Raw genomic sequence first — 19,901 nt, forward strand, 5'->3', positions numbered from 1 at the left:
CGTGTAAATGCTAACTCAGAGAGATAATATGATGAAAACATCATCACCGACTGCAAAAATATTCCCTGCGCTGCTGACCTTAATATTGGGAAGCACCTTAGTATTGAGCGGTTGCCAAAGTGCTAAAAACTTACTTGGTAAGCGTGACAATGGTAGCTTAGAATATCAGCAAAGCAAGAAGCTTGTGCCAATAGAGCTGCCTGCTAACAAAGAACCAGCGCCTTTTGTACCTTTGTATGCAACTCCTAATGCTGGTGCAAATACGCTGAAATTACAGAACGAATCAGGTAATCAGTACCAGCTACCGAAGCCTGAGCGCGCTGTCAGTAGTCCTTCGAATTAAAGCTATTTCCTTATTTATACCGCTGACATTTTACAGTGATTAATGTAAATATTATTCATTCTGTCATACAAAAATCAGCGGTCGCTGCGCGTTTTTACCACATAAGCTTGAACGAACAGGAACTCCCTTAATGCAAAAGCAACAACTGCTGTATAAAGGCAAAGCCAAATCTGTCTATGAAACTGAAGATAATGATCTTTTGATTCTACATTTCCGTGATGATACTTCAGCGCTTGATGGCAAGCGTATTGAGCAATTAGCACGCAAAGGTGTCGTTAATAATCGTTTTAACGCTTTCATCATGCAAAAACTGGCTGATGCTGGTATCGAAACGCATTTTGAAAAGCAATTGTCTGAAGATGAAGTATTGGTCAAGCGTTTAGAGATGATTCCAGTTGAGTGCGTGGTTCGTAACTTTGCTGCGGGCAGCTTGGTTCGTCGTTTGGGCTTAGAAGAAGGGCAAGCATTGACGCCGCCTACTTATGAATTGTTTTATAAAGATGATGCGCTGGGTGATCCAATGGTCAATGAGTCACTTGCTGTGTCTCTTGGCTGGGCAACCGAAGCACAACTGGCAAGAATGGAAGAGCTGACTCATCAAGTAAATGAGGTGTTAAAGGCGTTATTCGAAGCAGGTGATTTGATACTAGTTGATTTCAAACTAGAATTTGGTGTGTTCCATGACCGTATCGTCTTAGGGGATGAATTCTCACCAGATGGCTGCCGTATTTGGGACAAGACGACTAAGAAGAAGCTGGATAAAGACCGCTTCCGTCAATCATTAGGCGATGTCATTGAAGCTTATGAAGAAGTGGCTAACCGTATTGGTGTGCCATTAAGCTAGATGTTTGATTGGCACTGCACTGCAGGTCAATCTTTAGCGTAAAAAAAACTGAGCCATGTGCTCAGTTTTTTTGTGATTTTAAATTAATCTTCGTGTTTATCTTACGACTAATAATATAAAGGCTTTGACCTAAAGGTAGTCGTTATTATCAAATATGGCTATTCTGAATAGCTCCACTGCTATTTGATTTACTTCATTATTATCTAAAGATAAGAACAACCTCTTTATTAAAATAGTTAAGGTTGGAGTTATAGGATTTATTATAAAAACAAGAGTCCTAAACCAATCACAACACCACTGACAATCAGCACGATGACACAAAAACCCATGATATCTTTGGCTTTTAGACCTGCGATCGCAAGTGCTGGTAATGCCCAAAATGGCTGAATCATATTTGTCCAAGCATCACCCCATGCTACAGCCATAGCAACTCGTGACGGATCACTACCCAACATTTCCGCCGCTTCTAACATGATTGGTGCTTGTACTGCCCATTGTCCACCACCTGAAGGAACAAAAAAGTTGACGAGTCCTGCACTGAGGAAAGCAAAAAGTGGTAGCGTCTCCGCTGTTGAAACGTTGACAAAAGCTTCTGACATCACACCTGCCAACCCTGAAGCTGTCATCATTCCCATAATGCCTGCATAAAAAGGAAATTGGACGATGATAGCGCCTGCACCTTTAACCGCTTCTTGAACTGCAATCAAATACTTGCGAGGTGTACCGTGAAATATAATACCAAGAAACAAGAACATAAAGTTAACCAAGTCGAGCGTTAGAGCAAAACCGTTCTGTGCGAAATAATACACGATAAAGGCGATGCCCAATACGCCAATGACCATTGATAAAATCCAGCTGTTTTCTAAACGTTCTGCTGGTGTCATATCCGATTTGGCTGGCAGATCCTCAGAGATAGGATCTACTAGAATTTTTGGATCTACCGTAATCGTATCTTCTTTTTTTGGCATCATCAGACGGTTTAATAAAGGGACGATAATAACCAATGCTGCAACGATAATTAGGTTATAGCTAGCAAAGATGGTCGCACTTGTTGGAATAACACCGATTTTATCAACGAAGGGATGGCCTGCTGTTGCAATGGATAATGGAATCGACCCAGAGAATCCGGCATGCCAAATGATAAATCCAGAATAGGCGCTGGCAATCAATAAACGGTAATCGACATTTTCGACACGCTTGGCCAGCTCTTTGGCAAATAATGCCCCAATGACCAAGCCAAATCCCCAATTAATCCAGCTTGCTGCAAGCGATACTAAGGTAACCAGTATAATCGCACTACCTGGCGAGCGTGCGAAACTGGCAAGTTTACCCAGACCTTTTTTAAATATGGGGCTGCTTGCTAATACAAAACCAGTTACTAGCACCAAAACCATTTGCATTGAGAATGCCAGCAAAGCCCAGAAGCCTTCACCCCAAAACGCCACCATCTGTACCGGTGAAGAGTCGGTTAAACCTAAGCCCATTACAAAAATAACCAAGGTTAAAATAATGACGAATAAAAATGGATCTGGTAGATATTTTTCCATCAAGCTATTCGAGAAGCGTGTAATCCCTTTCATTTTTTGACTTCCTTTTTGTCTAAGTTTACGTTTCATTCCTCATTCCAATGTTACCTCATTCTTACTTTTTTATGCTTATTCATTCAGCAGAAATCATCTTTTTGAATGCTATACCGACCTTGCAAGGTTTGTTTAAACATTCCTTAAACACTGTGCGCCATATCTTGCTTTATTTTTATGCTAACTTATTAGGGTATGTGGAACAGTCACAAATCGGTACTGTCAGTGCCATGGTCAAATATTACACACGCCCTAATTATTCAATAATACAAAAAGTATAAAAGGCCATTACTAATGTCAACGCCTCAAACTTCCACGGCGCAGCCTACTATTTTAGAGCCATCATGGTTTACTCGACCAACCTGTGTGGTCGCTGCTGACTTAATAGGTAAAGTGCTGTGTAGAAAGCTGTTAGATACGGATGGCACAACTAAAATATTGCGTATGCGCATCTCAGAAACTGAAGCTTATATCGGTGCGGGCGATTCCGCTTGTCATTCACATGCTGGCAGCCGTACGCCGCGTACTGAAATCATGTATGAGCAAGGTGGCGTTTTTTATGTATATTTGACTTATGGTGTCCATCATATGCTCAATTTAATCAGTGGTGCTCTCGACTCCCCTGAGTCAGTGCTGATACGCGCAGGGTTTTTAGCAGAAGATAGTGACCGCCTGCGAGATGAGCAATTATTGAACTTAGATCAACAACTGATTCATCCCAAGCAGTTCGCTGGTCCCGGTAAGCTGACCAAGCGTTTACAAATCGACCGTGACTTGTATGGCAAATCTATTCATCCAGCATCAGCCGTTTGGGTAGAAGAAGACGGTTGTAAGCCACCAGTATCGCTGCGTCCACGGATTGGCATTGATTATGCGGGCGAGGCAAAAGAGTGGTTATTGCGCTACATTTGGACTGACCATCCTTCGTTATCCAAAAAATAGTAAGATTGATAGTTGATGGCTGTTTTTCTAAATAGACTGGAAGGAAGTAATACATGTATAAACTGACGGTTTTTATTCCAGATACAGCATTAGAGCAGGTAAAGTCCGCTTTATTTTCGGCAGGCGCGGGGATGATTGGCAATTATGAACAGTGCTGTTGGCAAGTGCAGGGAATAGGGCAGTTTATGCCACTGGCAGGCAGTAATCCGAATATTGGAGCACATAATCAACTGGAAACCGTTGAGGAGTGGCGGGTAGAAATGGTAGTGGCTGATGCTGATATTAAACAGGTCATCGAGGTGTTAAAGCAGGTGCATCCTTATGAAATGCCTGCCTATGATGTGATTGAAGTACTAGACTTTTAGGGTTAGCTATTAGTCCTCTTTGATCTTGATCACGTTATAACTCGGATAGCCAAGCTCGATTTTGTAATCTTCACTGCCGCGTTTGGCTTTTACTTTTATTTTACTGTCACCTTTTTTGTATTTGACTCGATAACCCATATTGCTGACTTTATTGGCAGCCCTTTGCTCGATAGCAGGCTGATAAAGCTCTTTATCAATGGAGCTGATAGTCTTCTTGTGCTTTTTGTAGACCTTACTGTCTTTATAAATATCTTCATAAAGGTCGCCGTAAGCATTATAACCAGGTGCGGTGGCACAGCCAGTCGTTATCGTCAGCAACACTGCAATCATACTGGCGCTAGTAGTGGTTTTTAATAAAGTATGGGGGTTCATCAAATCCTCTTATGATGTCAAAGATGTTTTTGCTGCTCTTATAAAAAAGGGTCAAATAAACCAAGGGCTGGCTTATTTGACCAAAGGCATCAAGTAATAAACGATGCCAAAACTTTATTTAATAGCTTTATTTTGCTACTCTCATTTTTAGCGCACTTAGATATAGTCGGTTCAATATAATTTAGATTCAAGGAAGGCAAGCGAAAGCACTACAAATAGTAGACTAAGCGAGCCTGATACCGTATCTGATTTATATAGGATTGACTATAACTATCAATTGAATGGAGGATATGCTCTAGTCTTTTTCAATCTTAATCACATTTAAGTTTGGGTAACCAAGTCGTATTTCATATTCTTGCGAGCCGCGCTTGGCTTCAATCTCGAACACGCCGCGTCCGTTATTTTCTTCCAGCTCAATGTCTTTGACCCGATAGCCCATGCCTTGTATTTTATTGATTGCACGTTGCTTAATTGCTGGATAACGCGAGTCTCTTTTAATGCTATCTTCGATATCATCATTCTTATAGTGCTTATTATTCTTATGCTTGCCATTATTTTTATATTTGTCTTTGTTGTAATGGTCTTTGTCATATCTATCGTCTTGCCATACATTAGACCAAGCTTTTTTATTTGAGCTAATAAGTTTTAGATCGGGATACGTGTATTTTAGCTCGTATGCTTGGTTGTTCTTTTTGGCATAAGCGGTCATTGTGCGATTGCCACGGTAGTTATCGGATTTGATATCCATAACCTGATAGCCTTTACGGCGCAGATCAGCGCGTAGCTTTTGACTAATGCGGTTGTAGTCAGCGTTACCATAATCATCATTACCACCATATACTGGGTAATTATCATACCCTGGACCGACGACGGCACACCCAACTGTAGTACCCAATAATGCAACCGCAAGACCAGTAGATATAACGGTCTTAAATGAGAAAGGCTTTAGAGTTTTCATGATCCAATATCCTATAATATTTTTAAATTACCCGTCGCATTATTGCTGGTGATAGCCGAGCACGTACGCACTCTGTAAATTTTTCATATAATCGTACTCATAACTTACTGGCAAATTAATTATTACCATCGTCATTACCATCATGCGCTTTGAAATATTTTCTTACATTATCTATCATAATGGACAAAGCTTGATGATTAGTGTCTTTTGCGTTAATAAGTTGTAATCAGAGCAACGAATATGAATCATGTAAGCATATGCTTACACGTAATGACGCTTACGCCACTTAACATCAGGTTAGGAATTAGGCATTATAGTCACACGGCATTAGGGAATGTGACTCAAGGATTGAGTTGACCGCATTAAGGATAATGATTCACTTATTACCATCAGGATGATAATGATAAGTGGAGTAAGGACACATACCCTTTGCTGCTATCAGTAGTTAATGCTGGTAGTTGTAGTAAAAAGGGCAGGATGCCCAGTATCACAATGTGCTGAATATTATGCAAGGATGCATGGGAAACAGTGGTGATAGGTAACATGGATGGTTAACAATAAAACCGCATAACAGTTAATTGCTATGCGGTTTTATCGTGTCTGGACTTTGAGTTTTATCTCTTATAATTATTTGATATAAATCAAGTTGGTGATAAGTCCAGCATAAAAAAACCGCATTAGAAACTAATGCGGTTTTCGTTTAAATAATCTGCTTATAAAATTTTTATCTTAATACTTCTTACAGCATGATTATCTACTAGTATTTATGTTCAGTACGCCATGCATCTACTTCACGTTCAGCATCATCTTTGCTGTGACCATAACGTTCTTGAACTTTTCCGACCAATTTATCACGGCTACCTTCAACGTGTAATAAATCATCATCAGTAAGATCAGCCCATTTTTGCTTTACTGAGCCTTTTATTTGGTTCCATTCACCTTTTAGAGTATGTTCGTTCATTTTTATGTTCCTTCTTTTATTATAAAATTGGTTATTGAGACAATTATTCCATCTGTCTTTAATCGACATTTTACTCAGCTGCTATCAGTACTTATTAATCAGCTAACTGGTGATATCTAATATAAGTGCTCACCATCGTCATGTCTGTATATGCAATGTTGAGAGTGTTGCTCCATTATTGAGATCTGCACAGCTATGTTATGCATCGTCCATTTGTGTAATGAATGAAGTGTTTTATCAGTGACATACGTAAAGAGAATCAACAAGTCTGGCGATGATTTATAAAAAATGACGTCGTAACACGCTGTAAATATAGGAATAAAAAAAGTAGCTGTCATCATAAATATGGCGGCTATTTTTTATGATAGTTTTAGGATGGGTTAAAACGAATCATCAAGAATAGGTAAGGTTAAAAATTTAGTGATAGACTTCTTGTTTAAATGGCTATAGCCTTATAGTTAAAATAACAATTGTTTTATAGATTAAGTTGGGGCAGATTGATAATGGATGTACTTAACAGCGTAAGTGCTAAAAAACCGGAAACTAAGCGCGAGCTGGCAAAGGCGAAAACGCGTCATACGTTACTAAAAAGTGCCTTGCAGCTGTATAGCGTAGAGGGCGCTTGTGGTATGAGTATGAATAAAATCGCGAAAGGCGCAGGTATTGCTCAGCCAAGTTTTTATAATCATTTTGATAGTTTAGATGCGTTGCAGCAGGTGTTAAGCGAGCAACTTAAAGGCAATTATTTATCTCCGATGCGCATGGCGTGGGTAGATATGCTTAAAGACTATCCAACGCTGTCTAAAGAGGATTTCAATGAGCGTTGTCAGGAATGCCTAACATTGATTTTTGATGCCGCCTTTCAAAACATCACTTTATTTCAACGTTTGCTCGAAGACAGTCTGCGCTTTGATTCAAACATAGAACGTAACGGGTTGGGAAGTCTAATCATAGAGATAAGACACGAGTGGACTAAGATATTTATAGAGGGATTGCAGTCAGCTGAGTGTTCTTTTGAGGCGTTTGACGTTCAACTCTGTGTCGATATCGCTGCCGCCCAAGTACATGAGTTGATATTGGGATGTCATCAACAGCGTTATTCACGGCAGCAAGCCATTGAGATGTTGTGCAAAAACTTTGATGGCGTCTTTAGCCATTTTTTCACCAAAGACAAGCGCAGAGTAGATGGCTAGTTATTTAGCTTATCAATGTTGAACTTTGACTAATTCTCAGTGTTTTTAAGATTGTTAAGGTGAGTAAATTTAGCAACCATATTAAACCTATAAAACGGAATTTATATAGTGAAAGCGCTATAGTCGATTCAATTTAAAAGTAGTACAAGGCAACCGAGTGTAGATGTATATTTAATACTTCAAGCGAGGTTAACGCAGTAATACCTTTGTAGTGGAATGACTATAGTAAAAAATAACAGGGAGCGCGACCATGGCTAGTGAAAAGAGTCACACGGATGAACAAACACATTTTAGAACCTGCAATTTATGCGAAGCAATGTGCGGAATTGTTATCAAGCACGATGGTGACAAGGTATTATCGATTAAAGGCGATAAAGACGATCCATTTTCTAAAGGGTATATTTGTCCAAAAGCGACTGCTTTGCAAGACTTGCATGAAGACAGTGATCGCCTGCGTCATCCCGTTGAGAGAACCGCTAACGGTTGGAAAGAGATTAGCTGGGCTGATGCGTTGGATAAGGTGGCAGCTGGTATTCAGTTGGTACAGAAAAAACACGGTCAAAATGCCTTTGGTATTTATCTAGGCAATCCTAATGTCCATAATTTGGGCGGCATGTTAACCATTAAGCATCTATTAACCAGTATCAATACGCGCAGCCGCTTTTCTGCGACTTCCATCGACCAGTTACCGCATCACATTGTGAGCATGCACCTGTTCGGGCATATGCTGCGCATCCCTGTGCCTGACGTCAATCGTACCCAATATATGCTTATCATTGGTGGCAATCCGCTGGCGTCTAACGGCAGTATTATGACCGCGCCAAATATGCGTCAAAAATTAAAAGACATCCAAGCACGTGATGGTAAAGTGGTGGTGATTGATCCAAGGCGCACCGAAACGGCAGATATTGCTAGCGAGCATCACTTTATTCGTCCAGCGACCGATGTTTTGCTCTTGCTCGCCATGCTCAATGAAATCTATGCGCAAGGTTACGCGGACCAAGCACAGGCTCATAATAGAGCCGCAGCACTGACGCCAGAGCTTGCGAGCTTGGCAGATTTTGCCAAAGACTATAGCGCCGAGTCCGTCGCTGAGATTACTGGCATTGCGGCAAAAAAGATTAAGCGACTGGTCAAAGAATTTTGTGAAGCCGAAAGCTCGGTCTGTTACGGGCGTATGGGCGTCTCGGTGCAAGAGTTTGGCTTATTAAGCCAGTATCTAATCATGCTGATTAATATTGTCACAGGTCGTTTGGATGAAGTGGGTGGTCTGATGTTCCCCAATCCTGCGGTCGACGTGGTCAATAACTCAGGCCCAGGTTATTTAGGTAAGCGCCATAGCCGCGTGAGTAACTTGCCTGACTTTAATGGTGATTATCCCGTCGTGGCAATGGCGGATGAGATGTTGGTAGAAGGGGCGGGGCAGTTAAAAGGCTTTATGACTGTCGCGGGCAACCCTGTACTCAGCACGCCGAATGGTGAAAAGTTGGATAAAGCCTTTGCCAACTTGGACTTTATGGTCGCTATTGATTACTTTGTCACAGAAACCAGCCGTCATGCGCATATTATTTTGCCGCCGGTATCGCCACTAGAGCGCGATCATTATGACGTCACCTTTAACAATTTTGCCGTCCATAACGTCGCCAAATATTCAAAGGCATTGTTTGCTAAGCAAAGAAGTGCCAAACATGACTGGCAAATCTACTTAGAGCTGGCGAAACGCTTGGATAAAAAAGCCGTACTTGCAACCAAAGTCGAACGCCTATTAATAAAATTTTTGGGTCCGCAGTTTGTGCTTAATCAAGGTCTAAAACGTGGGCCTTATAAGGGTCTCAATCTAAAGCAATTGAAGAAAAATCCGCATGGAATTGATTTGGGAGCGCTCAAAACCATGCTGCCACAAGCGTTAAAACATAAAGATAAGCAGATTCATCTCAATGTTGATTTTTATCAAGCAGATTTAGAGCGGGTACAGGAGATGATGCAGGACTATGATGACAAGCAAATTCTATTGATTGGTCGTCGTCATGTCCGCAGCAATAATTCGTGGCTGCATAACAGCTATCGCTTGGTAAAAGGTAAGCCGCGCTGTACGCTCATGCTGCATCCTGAAACAGCGAAAGAGTACGGTATTGAGGATGGTCAAAACGTGAAAGTAACGTCGCGTGTGGGTAGTGTGACGATCGTAGCAGAAGTGACGGATGAGCTGATGCCCAAAGTGGTGAGTATCCCTCATGGGTGGGGTCACGGCCGTAAAGGGGTAAAACAAAAAATCGCTCAAGCGCATGCGGGCGTCAGTGTCAATGATTTGACAGACGATACCTTAATCGATCAGCTAAGTGGCAATGCGGCAGTCAATGGCGTCCCAGTACAATTGCAAGCAATCGCGCCAGAAGCGACTGATTTGGAGACGGCTGATTCTGACGTTGATTTCGATATGAAATCAGGGAGCGCTGCATAAAATAGTTCTAAAATAAAAGTCTTCCATGTAAAGAAAAAAGGCGCTGACTTATATTGGTAGCGCCTTTTTTACGTTTCCTATTCTTACGTTTCTTATTTTTACGTTCCTAAGCCAACAAAATCAAAATCGACTTGCGGTGTCTCACCCTGTATTAATAAACTGATCGCCTTTGCAGAACCGCAAGCATGGGTCCAGCCAAGCGTACCATGACCTGTATTGAGCCATAAATTATCAAAACTAGCATCCACATTATGACTGCCATGACGGACTTGACCCCTATGCGCGCGCCCAATTAACGGCACATTTGATGGAGTCATTGGACGTAGCCCTGTCCAATATTGCACAGAATTGGCAATGATACCTTTCGGGAATAACTGCTGCACACGGCGCGTGATGGCTTCGCAGCGTGTGCTATTCAAATCCAAATTGTAGCCGTTAAATTCTGCCGTTCCAGCGACGCGTAACTTGTCGCCAAGGCGTGATGTCACCAGCTTAAACTCATCATCAATGAGACTGACAAAGGGTGCTAGATGCGGGGCGCGGGGGTTGATATGATAAGTAGCTGAGTAGCCTTTGGCTGGAAATATAGACGCATGTATTCCCAAAGGTCTTAGTAATGACACACTATAGCTACCGAGGGCTAGTACATGGCTGTCTGCACTAAAGGTTTGCGCGTTTTCTCCCTTAGGTTGAATGGTAATACTATGTACATGCGGGCGAGCAGAATGGGCGTCAGTGTTTAACGCCAGAATCTCGGTATCGTATAAAAACTTCACGCCAGACTTTATGCAGCGCTCGGCTAAGCGCTGGGTAAATAAATGGGCATTACCCGATTCATCACGGCTGGTATAAGTCGCACCTTTTAGCTTATGAGCAATAGGGTAAAGCGCAGGCTCTAAGTTAACGGCATTATTGATATCGATGATATGACGCTCACAGCCTAACGCTTGCATGCGCTCCGTTGGCGCAATAGCGGCATCAAATTCCGCTTGATTGGTATAAAAATGCATAATACCGCGCGTTTGCTGCTCGTAATCAATACCAATATCAGCACGCAGCTGTTGTAGTGCATCTCGTGAATACAAGCCCAAACGTACCATTTGTACCAGATTGGCATCGGCTCTATCTGCACGGCATTCTTGCAAAAACTGCATCGCCCACTTAAGCTGCGCCTTATCAGCACGCAAGCGATACAACAGCGGCGCATCCTCGCGAAACAGCCATTTAAGGGCTTTCATTGGAGCCGCAGGGTTTGCCCAAGGGGTTGCGTGCGAGACAGATATTTGCCCACCATTGGCAAATGAGGTCTGCATACCGGCAGCAGATTCGCGCTCAATGATGGTCACATCGTAGCCTGCTTGGCGAAGATACCATGCGGTGGTCACGCCCACCACACCCGCTCCGAGTACCGCAATATGGGTCATAGATTACTCTGCTGCTTTTTTAGTAAAAATGTTTGTACGAGTGCTGTTTATTATGCGTCATTCATCATGTCGCACTATTTTTGGCGCGCAACATCGGCTTGCAGCGCTGGCGGTAAGTCTAATATCGTAAGCTCACTATCGGCTAAATGCTCTGGACGGGCAACGACCAATGCTTTAAAACCATTACCATTAATAGTGTCATCGGCAATCGCATTAACCACATGGATTTTTTCTAGCTTGTCACCGGCTGCTGGCACGTCACCTGCGCCGCTGACATAATGTAAAAACGCTTTTGGCGCTGCTTTAAAATAAATACGGGCAATCACTTCTTGACCAAGATAGCAGCCTTTATCATAGTCCATACCGCCGCGCTGATGCAGACGCAGCTCTTGTGGCTGAAACAGACCCTGTGTAGCAGCAACTATCCAATAGTTGCCAATGGCAAGACTCGCTTGCATCCACGCTTGCATCCACGCTTGGGTATCGGTTGGCGTATTGTGGTCTTCCTGATGACTAAAAGTTGGAACGTCATCAAGCACGCAAGGATAAATGGGCGCGGGCGTACTGGTATCAAACTTTGAAAAGGCACCGAACTTTTTTAAATGGGCTTGAAAAGCCTCAGCGCAATCGGCACTGATAACCACATCATAATGCTTTTCGGCTTGTTTTTTTATCCACAAACCAAAATCAATGCGACCTTTTAAATTGCTAAGCGCCGTTGCTTGATAACTGAGTCCGAGCTTGGTGACATCAGAGGTTAGCTGACCCTGCAAGAATTTTTCTGCATCTTCACCTTGAATCGTTAGTTGAACAAATTGTGGCAGTGTTGATGAGAGGGTCGATACGTTTGATTGAGTCATTATTATTATCCTATTCATAAGTCGCTATCGTTATCAGTAGCCATAGCCTCAGATATTGTGGTGAATACTGAGTTGTTAAAGTAATTGATAAAGTAAATATTGAGGTTTTACCATCTAAAGATACATGGTCATCAAACCAAATTTAGTTAAAGCAGAGTACCACAAAACACTGTGTGATAAAAAACGTCCGCTGTAAGACATGAGCGAATCTATCAATTAGTCACAGCACCGCATTTACGAGCGAAGCGATTGGTTAAAGCTGGCGAGTTACGGTACAATGTTAGCTCTAGAATACACCCAATTTATCACGGCTGACGAGGAAATTATGAGCTTACCCAATTGCCCAAAATGCGATGCTGAATATACGTACGAAGATGGTGCGTTACTGGTATGTCCCATGTGTGCTCATGAATGGACTGCGGCTGAAACCGATGCGGCACAAGCTGAAGCGCAAGACGCGGTCATTCGTGATGCGGTCGGTAATGAGCTGCAAGATGGCGATACTGTCACCGTGATTAAAGACTTAAAAGTCAAAGGCTCATCGACCGTTATTAAAGTCGGTACTAAAGCAAAAGGTATTCGCCTGCTGCCCGATGCCTCTGATGGTCATGATATTGACTGTAAACTTGATGGTTTTGGCCCAATGAAGCTTAAATCATCTGTGGTCAAAAAAGCATAAATTATTAAATGTGCTTTAAAAATCTGCTAAGCATTAACAACAAGCAGCAAAGTTATTTTTAATAAAATAAGACAGAATCAATATTAAAGAAATAATAAGTAGAGAATAATGATGAGCACTAAAAACGAACAGCTATTTGCGCAAGCCCGCAAACATATTCCTGGCGGCGTAAACTCGCCCGTCCGTGCCTTTGCTGGTGTCGGTGGCACGCCTATTTTTATGCACCGTGCTAACGGCAGCAAAATTTATGATACCGAAGACAATGCGTATATCGATTATGTCGGCTCTTGGGGCCCAATGATTTTGGGACACGCACACCCTAAAGTGATTGATGCGGTCAAAAAAGCCGCTGATGATGGTTTAAGTTTTGGTACGCCTACACCGTTTGAAACAACCGTTGCAGATAAGATTTGCGAAATCGTTCCTAGTGTGGAGATGATTCGTATGACTAGCTCAGGTACAGAAGCGACCATGAGTGCGATTCGCTTGGCACGTGGTTATACCCAACGTGACAAAATCGTTAAATTTGAAGGTTGCTATCATGGGCACTCAGACAGCTTATTGGTAAAAGCAGGTTCGGGCATGCTTGATATCGGTGAGCCAACCTCAAAAGGCGTGCCTGCTGATTTTGCCAAGCATACGATTACGATTCCTTATAATGACCCACAAGCGATTAAAGATTGCTTTGAGAAATGGGGCGAAGAAGTCGCTTGCGTGATCTTAGAGCCGATCGCCGGCAACATGAATATGGTCATTCCAACCCAAGAATTCCATGATACGTTGCGTGCAGAGTGTACTGCCAACGGTTCAGTGCTGATCTTTGATGAAGTGATGACCGGCTTTCGCGTTGGACTTGGCGGTGCACAAGCACATTTCGGCATTGATCCTGATTTGACGTGCTTTGGCAAAATCATCGGTGCAGGTCTGCCAGTTGGTGCTTTCGGTGGTAAAAAAGAAGTCATGTCTTGTATCGCACCACTTGGCGGTGTCTACCAAGCTGGTACGTTATCAGGAAACCCACTCGCGATGCGTGCGGGTATTGCGATGTTTGAAGACTTAACCGTAGATGGTTTTTATGCTGAGTTAGCAGCGAAAGTTGATCGTCTAGTAGATGGTTTTCAAGCAGCGGCTGACAAACACGGCATCAACATGCGTACCAATAAATTGGGCGGTATGTTTGGCATGTTCTTTGTTAAAAACAATGAAACTGACACGCCAAAGAACTTCGATGACGTGACAGAGTGCGATATGACGGTGTTTAACACGTTCTTCCATGGCATGTTGGATCGCGGTATTTATCTGGCACCCTCTGCTTATGAAGCAGGCTTTATGTCAATTAAACACAGCAATGAAGATATTGATGCGTCGATTAAAGCCGCTGACGAGATTTTTGCAGAAATGGCAAAAGCGTAACTGTTTGTTCAGGACCTTATTTATTCAGGACCTTATTTATTCAGGACCTTATTTATTCAGGACCTTGTTTATTTAAGACCTGTTTAAAATGTATGTACTTACAAGAACCAGTATGAGAAATCATGCTGGTTTTTTTGTGCCCAATATTTATCCTTTTGTGATTTTTACTATAAGAGATAAAGATTTTCTGACGATGACTGCATAAATTAAAAAACTAAGACTAAGACAGTTCCTTCTTTGGGTGATTGCAAAATAAACAATAAATTATGCTATTCTGAGATGAATCAAGACAATTGAGCAAGGATGCCAACTGATGACTACAAGCACTAATGATATGCCTAGCAGTAATACGCCACCGTTATGGCAAGCCTCATATGAGAAATATGGAATAAGAAATAATTTAGATGTATTAGAGGACAAGCACAACCTGCTAAATTTGTTGCAACCCAAGATAGATCAGCATAGTGATTCTGTGGCTTTTAGTATGGGGCCCGCCACCCTTACCTTTGCACAATTGGATATTGCCAGCCGCCGTTTTGCTGCTTTTTTGCAAGCACAAGGAATCAATAAAGGCGACCGTGTCGCTGTGCAATTACCTAATATATTGCAGTATGCCGTGGTGTTACTTGGTTGCCTGCGAGCAGGCGCGGTATTGGTGAATGTCAATCCGATGTATACCCATTATGAATTGGCGCATCAGCTGACGGATGCTCAAGCTAGTGTGCTGATTGTCCTCGATGGTATGACCTCTGCTTACGATCAGTTAGATGATGCAGTCAAAGCGCAACTGTCATTCGTCGTACATTGTTCCGTCAATCCGAATGCTGCACCTGCTGATAACGATATTGCTTTGCTTACCCAACTTAAACCGTCGACCGATACTACTCGTCAATTCAATCAAACCAACCGAACCACAGCCGATAATGCTGCAAACTATATCTCAGAGCATAATATAAGCTTTGCCCATATTATGAGTGCATACCACGCTGAGCAATATCAGGCTGTTACTATCGAGCGTGAAGATTTAGCTTTATTGCAATATACGGGTGGCACGACTGGCAAGCCAAAAGGCGCGATGCTCACGCACTACAATGTCATGGCCAATGTCTGTCAGTGTTATGCGATGTTTGGTCATGCGATTGAAGCGGGTCGTAGCGAGCAGATCAAAATACTCAATCCGTTGCCGCTCTATCATATCTTCTCATTTACCGTTTGCGGCTTACTAGGCATTTATGGCGGCTGGGAAGACATACTGGTCACCAATCCGCGTGATATCGATGGACTAGTCAATACCATCGAGCAGCACCGTCCGCATGTCATTCCTTCGGTTAATACCTTATTTATTGGTATGCTGCATCATCCAAAGTTTGCCAACCTTGATTTTAGTCGCTTGGCACTATCTATAGGTGGCGGTACCGCAATTATCAAAGCCGTATCTGATCAGTGGCAACAAGTCACTGGTATGATTATCAATGAAGGTTATGGCATGTCCGAAACTGCACCAGTTATCTCTTTTAACCCACCTGGTATAGATCGTTTTAATGGTAGCGTTGGTCTGCCACTTGCGATGATGGATATTAAAATCATTGATGAACAGGGTGCAACTTGTGCAATAGGTACACGGGGCGAGGTTTGTATTAAAGGCCCTCAGGTCATGCGTGGTTATTGGCAACGAGACAATGCAGATACTTTTACAAAGGATGGCTACTTTAAATCGGGTGATATTGGTGTGCTAGATGAACATGGATTTTTGACGCTGGTGGATCGCAAAAAAGACATGATACTGGTTTCAGGATTTAACGTCTATCCAAACGAAGTGGAAGCGGCATTGACAGAGCATCCGAAAGTACTTGAAGTCGCGGTGGTTGGTATTGCAGATGAGCACAGCGGTGAAGTACCTAAAGCGTTTGTGGTTAAAAAGGAGTTGAGCCTAACGGTAGAAGAGCTACAAAGCTTCGCAAGCGAGCGTTTAACAGGTTATAAACGCCCGCAGTCATACGAGTTTATCGATGAATTGCCCAAAACTGCGGTAGGCAAAATATTACGTAAGTCTTTACGTTAGTTGGGCTAGTGGCGAGTTATAATCGTCCGGTTTTATCAAATTTACGGTCTTTTAAGCTGAGTCTACCACGTAGGACATCACTGTACATACGAAAGTCGCTAGCAAAGCTTTTTAGCGGGAATTTGAACGAGGCAGGTTTGTTTTTTTCAAAGAAAAAATGACCGACCCAAGCGCAAGCATATCCAGCAGCGATGCCTTTGAGTAATGGTTTTGGCGAAGCGGTTTTTACCGACTTTGCGAGTCCCAATAAGCCAAAGCTACTACCGGCGAAATGTAAGCGGCGACAAGCCATGTTTTGATGTTCAGCTAAATAGAAGTCATAAAATTTCTGCTTTGTTGGGCTGACGGTTGTCATCATGTTTTTTTTAGCATTGCTGACCGCTTGAGCATCGGCGTTTTTGGTAGTGTTTTGTGTGGTCGTTTGATTCATTTGTTTAGCTTCCTTGCTAATCGTTTCTTGAGTATAGATATTAGGGTGAGTCATTAGGGGGCTTTCTGTTTTAATAAAGCGGCTAGGCGGTCATTAAGTAACTGTTATTTATTATAATATTGGTCGTTTTTAATGTAGCAAAACGCTATCCTTAACACAAGCAATGGATATTTATGGCGCATTGGTTATTTTGTGAATGATGCGCTTGCTGCTTAATTAGCATTTGGGTCACTTGCCAGTGTTTGGCATAAATGCTTTAATGGCGAAAATTACGTCAAACACGTGAGCATCTTTGTATAGATGGCATTATTTGGTGCAGCTATGATGTTTATATGACTCAATCGTCTGATTTTTAGCCCATATCCTCTCCCTTTTATCCAACACGGTAACGATTCCTCTTATGCCTATTGACTACCTTACAAATCCGCCGCTCGCTGATGATGAAATGATGGCAGCCATTGATATCGGTTCCAATAGTTTTCATCTGGCCATTGCGCGTCTTGACCATGGTGAGGTGCGAAAAGTCGTTTCTATGTCTGAAAAAGTCCAGCTCGCCGCAGGCTTGGATGAGAATAATATCTTAAGTGCGGCAGCTGCACAGCGAGGTCTTGACTGTTTGAGCCGATTTGTGGCGCGTTTGGATTCGGTGCCACCCGAACGCATTCGCGTGGTCGCGACCAACGCTTTACGCCAAGCCAAAAATGCCAATGACTTTATTGCCCGTGCCAATAAAATATTGCCGAAACCTATTGAGATTATCGCGGGACGAGAAGAGGCACGCTTGATTTATTTGGGCGTCTCACACACCAATGCCAGTAGTGACAAGCGTTTGGTCATCGATATTGGTGGCGGTTCGACAGAGTTTATCATTGGTCAAGAGTTCGATCCGCTACTGACCGAGAGTTTGCAGATGGGCTGTGTCGCCTTTACCCAGAAGTACTTTGCCGATGGTCAAATCACGAAAGAAGCCTTTAATAATGCGATATCAGCCGCTCGCAAAGAAGTGTTAGCGATTCAGGGTCGTTATCAAAAATTGGGCTGGAGTAGTGTGGTTGGCTCGAGTGGGACGATTAAAGCGGTACGTAATGTGCTGGTATCTAAGGGCTGGGCTGATGAGCAAGAGCGCATCACTTATAAAGGTGTCAAAAAGTTAGAGAAACTGTTGCTTAAAATTGGCAATGTCGATGACATCGATTTAGAAGGCGTTAAGGAACATCGCAAAGCCGTCTTCCCAGCAGGCGTTGCGGTACTGCGTGCAGTCATGAAAGTGCTGGGTGTCGATACCATTACTTACTCAGATGGTGCACTACGTGAAGGTGTGATGTACGACATGCTTGGACGCTTTGCTAGCGAAGATGTTCGTGACCGCAGTGTGCTGGCGCTGATTAAGCGTTATTCAGGGGACAAAAAACAAGCCAAACAAGTGGTGAAAACCAGTCGTCATTTATTTGAACAAGTGAAGAGTCAGCTTGCCCTTACCAATGATGATTGTGATTTACTCAGACGTGCGGCTTTCTTGCATGAGATAGGATTGGCCATCAGTCATAGTAGTTATCATAAGCACAGCGCGTATTTGCTTGAGTATTCTGATATTCCAGGATTCTCGCAAGTCGATCAAAAGCGCATGGCACAGCTGATGCTCAATCATCGTCGTAAGCTCAAGGCTGATATGTTAGAGCAGACCTGTACTATCGGTGGTAATCAGCTCGTTTATCTTTGCCTGTTGCTACGCTTAGCCGTACTGGCGCATCACAGCCGCAGCGATTATGAATTACCAGAATTACAGTTACAAGCCATGGATGATCATTGCTGGCAAATCACCGTTGCCAATAGCAGTGAGCACTACGCTTTCTTATTGCCCGATTTGCATACTGAGATTGAGCAGTTTGCCAAATGGGGCGTGACGCTGAGCGTGGTTGAGGGCTAGGCAGCGCTAGTTTGCACTGACGATCAACACGATGCCGTTACTATTGTAATGAATATGCTATAGATTAACGTAACAAAAGCGGCTTTGTCAGTAATGTCATGCCATTTAAGATGTGCTACTATAGCTTCTATTGAGTTTACAACTGTACTTTCATTATCTAAAAATCGATAACGATATTATTCTTAAACATAAATACATTAAGTATAATTATTAAAGGGAAGCGTCTATGAGCACTGTCTGGGATAGTGTGCAGCTTGCACGGCACGCCAAGCGTCCATTATTTATGGACTATGTTAATCAGCTGTTTACCGAATTCGATGAGCTGCACGGTGACCGTGCTTTTGCCGATGACAAAGCCATTCTTGGTGGTCTGGCGCGTTTTGATGGTCAGCCTGTGATGGTAATTGGTCAACATCGCGGTCGCAGCACCCGTGAGCGTATTGCTCATAACTTTGGCATGGCCAATCCTGAAGGTTACCGCAAAGTCATTCGTTTGGTCAAAATGGCTGAGCGCTTTAATATCCCTGTGATGACCTTTGTCGATACCCAAGGCGCTTATCCGGGTATCGGCGCTGAAGAGCGCGGACAAGCGCAAGCCATTGCCGAAAGTATCGCCGTTTTTTCTAGCCTAAAAGTGCCTATTATCGTGACTATCATCGGTGAAGGCGGCTCAGGTGGGGCGTTGGCTATTGGCGTTGGTGACAAAGTAAATATGCTACAAAATAGTATTTATTCGGTTATCTCTCCGGAAGGTTGTGCTTCTATCCTGTGGAAAACAGCTGAAAAAGCACAAGACGCTAGTGAAGCCTTGAAATTAAATGCGATTAATTTATATCAAATGGGGCTGATTGATGCCGTCATTGAAGAAGGTGAAGGCGCGCATATCAAGCCGCAACCAGTCATGATCGCCTTGAAAGCACTTATTGCTGAGCAGTTAGATGAGATTAAAGATTTAGACGCACACGCGCGTTGTGAGCTGCGTTATGAGAAGCTGAAAACCTTTAACTCAGAAGTGATGTTGCCTGCTTAATTGGTCGCTATGACACCTCTGTTACAAAGCCTCTATTCATGGACACAAAGCTTTTCA

General features: G+C 42.9%; 18 protein-coding genes. 11 read left to right on the plus strand and 7 right to left on the minus strand.

Annotated features, from left to right (window positions below):
• Positions 1-28 precede the first annotated feature (28 nt).
• Together JMV76_RS04810 and purC are read left to right on the plus strand one after the other, a co-directional pair.
• Positions 29-343: a hypothetical protein gene (locus tag JMV76_RS04810; RefSeq protein ID WP_227685480.1), complete on the plus strand. Its 315-nt coding sequence runs from the start codon at positions 29-31 to the stop codon at positions 341-343.
• Positions 344-473: 130 nt separating this feature from the next.
• Entirely contained in the window at positions 474-1,187 is a 714-nt protein-coding gene (purC, locus tag JMV76_RS04815; protein WP_045443231.1) for a phosphoribosylaminoimidazolesuccinocarboxamide synthase, read from the plus strand.
• Between the two features lie 260 nt (positions 1,188-1,447).
• Here the strand turns inward: purC and JMV76_RS04820 are convergent, their stop codons facing one another.
• The gene (locus tag JMV76_RS04820) at positions 1,448-2,767 is read right to left on the minus strand and encodes a short-chain fatty acid transporter (protein ID WP_201501830.1); all 1,320 of its coding nucleotides are present in this window, start codon (positions 2,765-2,767) and stop codon (positions 1,448-1,450) included.
• A gap of 294 nt (positions 2,768-3,061) precedes the next feature.
• Between JMV76_RS04820 and JMV76_RS04825 the strand changes: the two genes are divergently transcribed.
• Both JMV76_RS04825 and JMV76_RS04830 read left to right on the plus strand, forming a co-directional pair.
• Positions 3,062-3,709, plus strand: coding sequence for a DNA-3-methyladenine glycosylase (locus tag JMV76_RS04825; RefSeq protein ID WP_201501831.1), 648 nt, complete (start codon positions 3,062-3,064; stop codon positions 3,707-3,709).
• A gap of 53 nt (positions 3,710-3,762) precedes the next feature.
• On the plus strand, positions 3,763-4,074 hold the full coding sequence (locus tag JMV76_RS04830; RefSeq protein WP_201501832.1) for an NGG1p interacting factor NIF3: 312 nt from the start codon (positions 3,763-3,765) through the stop codon (positions 4,072-4,074).
• Between the two features lie 9 nt (positions 4,075-4,083).
• Here JMV76_RS04830 and JMV76_RS04835 read toward each other — a convergent pair whose 3' ends face one another.
• The 3 genes from JMV76_RS04835 to JMV76_RS04845 all read right to left on the minus strand — a co-directional run bounded on the left by JMV76_RS04835 (position 4,084) and on the right by JMV76_RS04845 (position 6,365).
• Positions 4,084-4,446 (minus strand): hypothetical protein, encoded by a 363-nt coding sequence (locus JMV76_RS04835; protein WP_201501833.1) that lies wholly within the window; start codon positions 4,444-4,446, stop codon positions 4,084-4,086.
• 295 nt (positions 4,447-4,741) lie between these two features.
• Entirely contained in the window at positions 4,742-5,404 is a 663-nt protein-coding gene (locus tag JMV76_RS04840; RefSeq protein WP_201501834.1) for a PepSY domain-containing protein, read from the minus strand.
• 757 nt (positions 5,405-6,161) lie between these two features.
• On the minus strand, positions 6,162-6,365 hold the full coding sequence (locus JMV76_RS04845; RefSeq protein ID WP_045443240.1) for a CsbD family protein: 204 nt from the start codon (positions 6,363-6,365) through the stop codon (positions 6,162-6,164).
• A 503-nt stretch (positions 6,366-6,868) separates the two neighbouring features.
• Between JMV76_RS04845 and JMV76_RS04850 the strand changes: the two genes are divergently transcribed.
• Both JMV76_RS04850 and JMV76_RS04855 read left to right on the plus strand, forming a co-directional pair.
• On the plus strand, positions 6,869-7,558 hold the full coding sequence (locus JMV76_RS04850; RefSeq protein WP_201501835.1) for a TetR/AcrR family transcriptional regulator: 690 nt from the start codon (positions 6,869-6,871) through the stop codon (positions 7,556-7,558).
• A 250-nt stretch (positions 7,559-7,808) separates the two neighbouring features.
• Positions 7,809-10,019, plus strand: a complete 2,211-nt coding sequence (locus JMV76_RS04855; protein WP_201501836.1) for a molybdopterin oxidoreductase family protein — start codon at positions 7,809-7,811, stop codon at positions 10,017-10,019.
• A gap of 98 nt (positions 10,020-10,117) precedes the next feature.
• Here JMV76_RS04855 and JMV76_RS04860 read toward each other — a convergent pair whose 3' ends face one another.
• Together JMV76_RS04860 and ygfZ are read right to left on the minus strand one after the other, a co-directional pair.
• Positions 10,118-11,443 carry a D-amino acid dehydrogenase gene (locus tag JMV76_RS04860; protein ID WP_201501837.1) on the minus strand — a complete coding sequence of 442 codons (1,326 nt, stop codon included), beginning with the start codon at positions 11,441-11,443 and terminating at the stop codon, positions 10,118-10,120.
• 74 nt (positions 11,444-11,517) lie between these two features.
• The gene (gene ygfZ / locus JMV76_RS04865) at positions 11,518-12,303 is read right to left on the minus strand and encodes a CAF17-like 4Fe-4S cluster assembly/insertion protein YgfZ (RefSeq protein ID WP_201501838.1); all 786 of its coding nucleotides are present in this window, start codon (positions 12,301-12,303) and stop codon (positions 11,518-11,520) included.
• A gap of 325 nt (positions 12,304-12,628) precedes the next feature.
• On the opposite strand from ygfZ, the gene JMV76_RS04870 reads away from it, so the two are divergent.
• From JMV76_RS04870 to JMV76_RS04880, 3 genes are all read left to right on the plus strand, one after another.
• The gene (locus JMV76_RS04870; RefSeq protein ID WP_307783624.1) at positions 12,629-12,982 is read left to right on the plus strand and encodes a zinc ribbon domain-containing protein YjdM; all 354 of its coding nucleotides are present in this window, start codon (positions 12,629-12,631) and stop codon (positions 12,980-12,982) included.
• 111 nt (positions 12,983-13,093) lie between these two features.
• Positions 13,094-14,395, plus strand: coding sequence for a glutamate-1-semialdehyde 2,1-aminomutase (hemL, locus tag JMV76_RS04875; protein WP_109590738.1), 1,302 nt, complete (start codon positions 13,094-13,096; stop codon positions 14,393-14,395).
• A 313-nt stretch (positions 14,396-14,708) separates the two neighbouring features.
• Positions 14,709-16,457 carry an AMP-binding protein gene (locus tag JMV76_RS04880; protein ID WP_201501839.1) on the plus strand — a complete coding sequence of 583 codons (1,749 nt, stop codon included), beginning with the start codon at positions 14,709-14,711 and terminating at the stop codon, positions 16,455-16,457.
• A 16-nt stretch (positions 16,458-16,473) separates the two neighbouring features.
• Here the strand turns inward: JMV76_RS04880 and JMV76_RS04885 are convergent, their stop codons facing one another.
• Positions 16,474-16,815, minus strand: a complete 342-nt coding sequence (locus JMV76_RS04885; protein WP_227690165.1) for a DUF962 domain-containing protein — start codon at positions 16,813-16,815, stop codon at positions 16,474-16,476.
• Positions 16,816-17,287: 472 nt separating this feature from the next.
• Here JMV76_RS04885 and ppx point away from each other — a divergent pair, with 472 nt between their 5' ends.
• Together ppx and JMV76_RS04895 are read left to right on the plus strand one after the other, a co-directional pair.
• Complete coding sequence (ppx, locus tag JMV76_RS04890) at positions 17,288-18,814, plus strand: exopolyphosphatase (RefSeq protein ID WP_201501841.1); 1,527 nt, start codon at positions 17,288-17,290, stop codon at positions 18,812-18,814.
• Positions 18,815-19,040: 226 nt separating this feature from the next.
• Positions 19,041-19,844 (plus strand): acetyl-CoA carboxylase carboxyltransferase subunit alpha, encoded by an 804-nt coding sequence (locus JMV76_RS04895; RefSeq protein WP_055123593.1) that lies wholly within the window; start codon positions 19,041-19,043, stop codon positions 19,842-19,844.
• Positions 19,845-19,901: the final 57 nt, after the last annotated feature.

Origin of the sequence: Psychrobacter cibarius (assembly GCF_904845955.1) — a bacterium.
GTDB classification, from domain to species: domain Bacteria; phylum Pseudomonadota; class Gammaproteobacteria; order Pseudomonadales; family Moraxellaceae; genus Psychrobacter; species Psychrobacter cibarius_B.

What these genes read in the sequence shown, in the direction of transcription:
- JMV76_RS04810 (WP_227685480.1), top strand. Translation starts at nt 29, where the DNA reads ATGATGAAAACATCATCACCGACTGCAAAAATATTCCCTGCGCTGCTG.
- JMV76_RS04825 (WP_201501831.1), top strand. Translation starts at nt 3,062, where the DNA reads ATGTCAACGCCTCAAACTTCCACGGCGCAGCCTACTATTTTAGAGCCA.
- hemL (WP_109590738.1), top strand. Translation starts at nt 13,094, where the DNA reads ATGAGCACTAAAAACGAACAGCTATTTGCGCAAGCCCGCAAACATATT.
- purC (WP_045443231.1), top strand. Translation starts at nt 474, where the DNA reads ATGCAAAAGCAACAACTGCTGTATAAAGGCAAAGCCAAATCTGTCTAT.
- ygfZ (WP_201501838.1), bottom strand. Translation starts at nt 12,303, where the DNA reads ATGACTCAATCAAACGTATCGACCCTCTCATCAACACTGCCACAATTT.
- JMV76_RS04885 (WP_227690165.1), bottom strand. Translation starts at nt 16,815, where the DNA reads ATGATGACAACCGTCAGCCCAACAAAGCAGAAATTTTATGACTTCTAT.
- JMV76_RS04820 (WP_201501830.1), bottom strand. Translation starts at nt 2,767, where the DNA reads ATGAAAGGGATTACACGCTTCTCGAATAGCTTGATGGAAAAATATCTA.
- JMV76_RS04845 (WP_045443240.1), bottom strand. Translation starts at nt 6,365, where the DNA reads ATGAACGAACATACTCTAAAAGGTGAATGGAACCAAATAAAAGGCTCA.
- JMV76_RS04840 (WP_201501834.1), bottom strand. Translation starts at nt 5,404, where the DNA reads ATGAAAACTCTAAAGCCTTTCTCATTTAAGACCGTTATATCTACTGGT.
- JMV76_RS04870 (WP_307783624.1), top strand. Translation starts at nt 12,629, where the DNA reads ATGAGCTTACCCAATTGCCCAAAATGCGATGCTGAATATACGTACGAA.
- JMV76_RS04860 (WP_201501837.1), bottom strand. Translation starts at nt 11,443, where the DNA reads ATGACCCATATTGCGGTACTCGGAGCGGGTGTGGTGGGCGTGACCACC.
- JMV76_RS04895 (WP_055123593.1), top strand. Translation starts at nt 19,041, where the DNA reads ATGAGCACTGTCTGGGATAGTGTGCAGCTTGCACGGCACGCCAAGCGT.
- ppx (WP_201501841.1), top strand. Translation starts at nt 17,288, where the DNA reads ATGCCTATTGACTACCTTACAAATCCGCCGCTCGCTGATGATGAAATG.
- JMV76_RS04835 (WP_201501833.1), bottom strand. Translation starts at nt 4,446, where the DNA reads ATGAACCCCCATACTTTATTAAAAACCACTACTAGCGCCAGTATGATT.
- JMV76_RS04850 (WP_201501835.1), top strand. Translation starts at nt 6,869, where the DNA reads ATGGATGTACTTAACAGCGTAAGTGCTAAAAAACCGGAAACTAAGCGC.
- JMV76_RS04880 (WP_201501839.1), top strand. Translation starts at nt 14,709, where the DNA reads ATGACTACAAGCACTAATGATATGCCTAGCAGTAATACGCCACCGTTA.
- JMV76_RS04855 (WP_201501836.1), top strand. Translation starts at nt 7,809, where the DNA reads ATGGCTAGTGAAAAGAGTCACACGGATGAACAAACACATTTTAGAACC.
- JMV76_RS04830 (WP_201501832.1), top strand. Translation starts at nt 3,763, where the DNA reads ATGTATAAACTGACGGTTTTTATTCCAGATACAGCATTAGAGCAGGTA.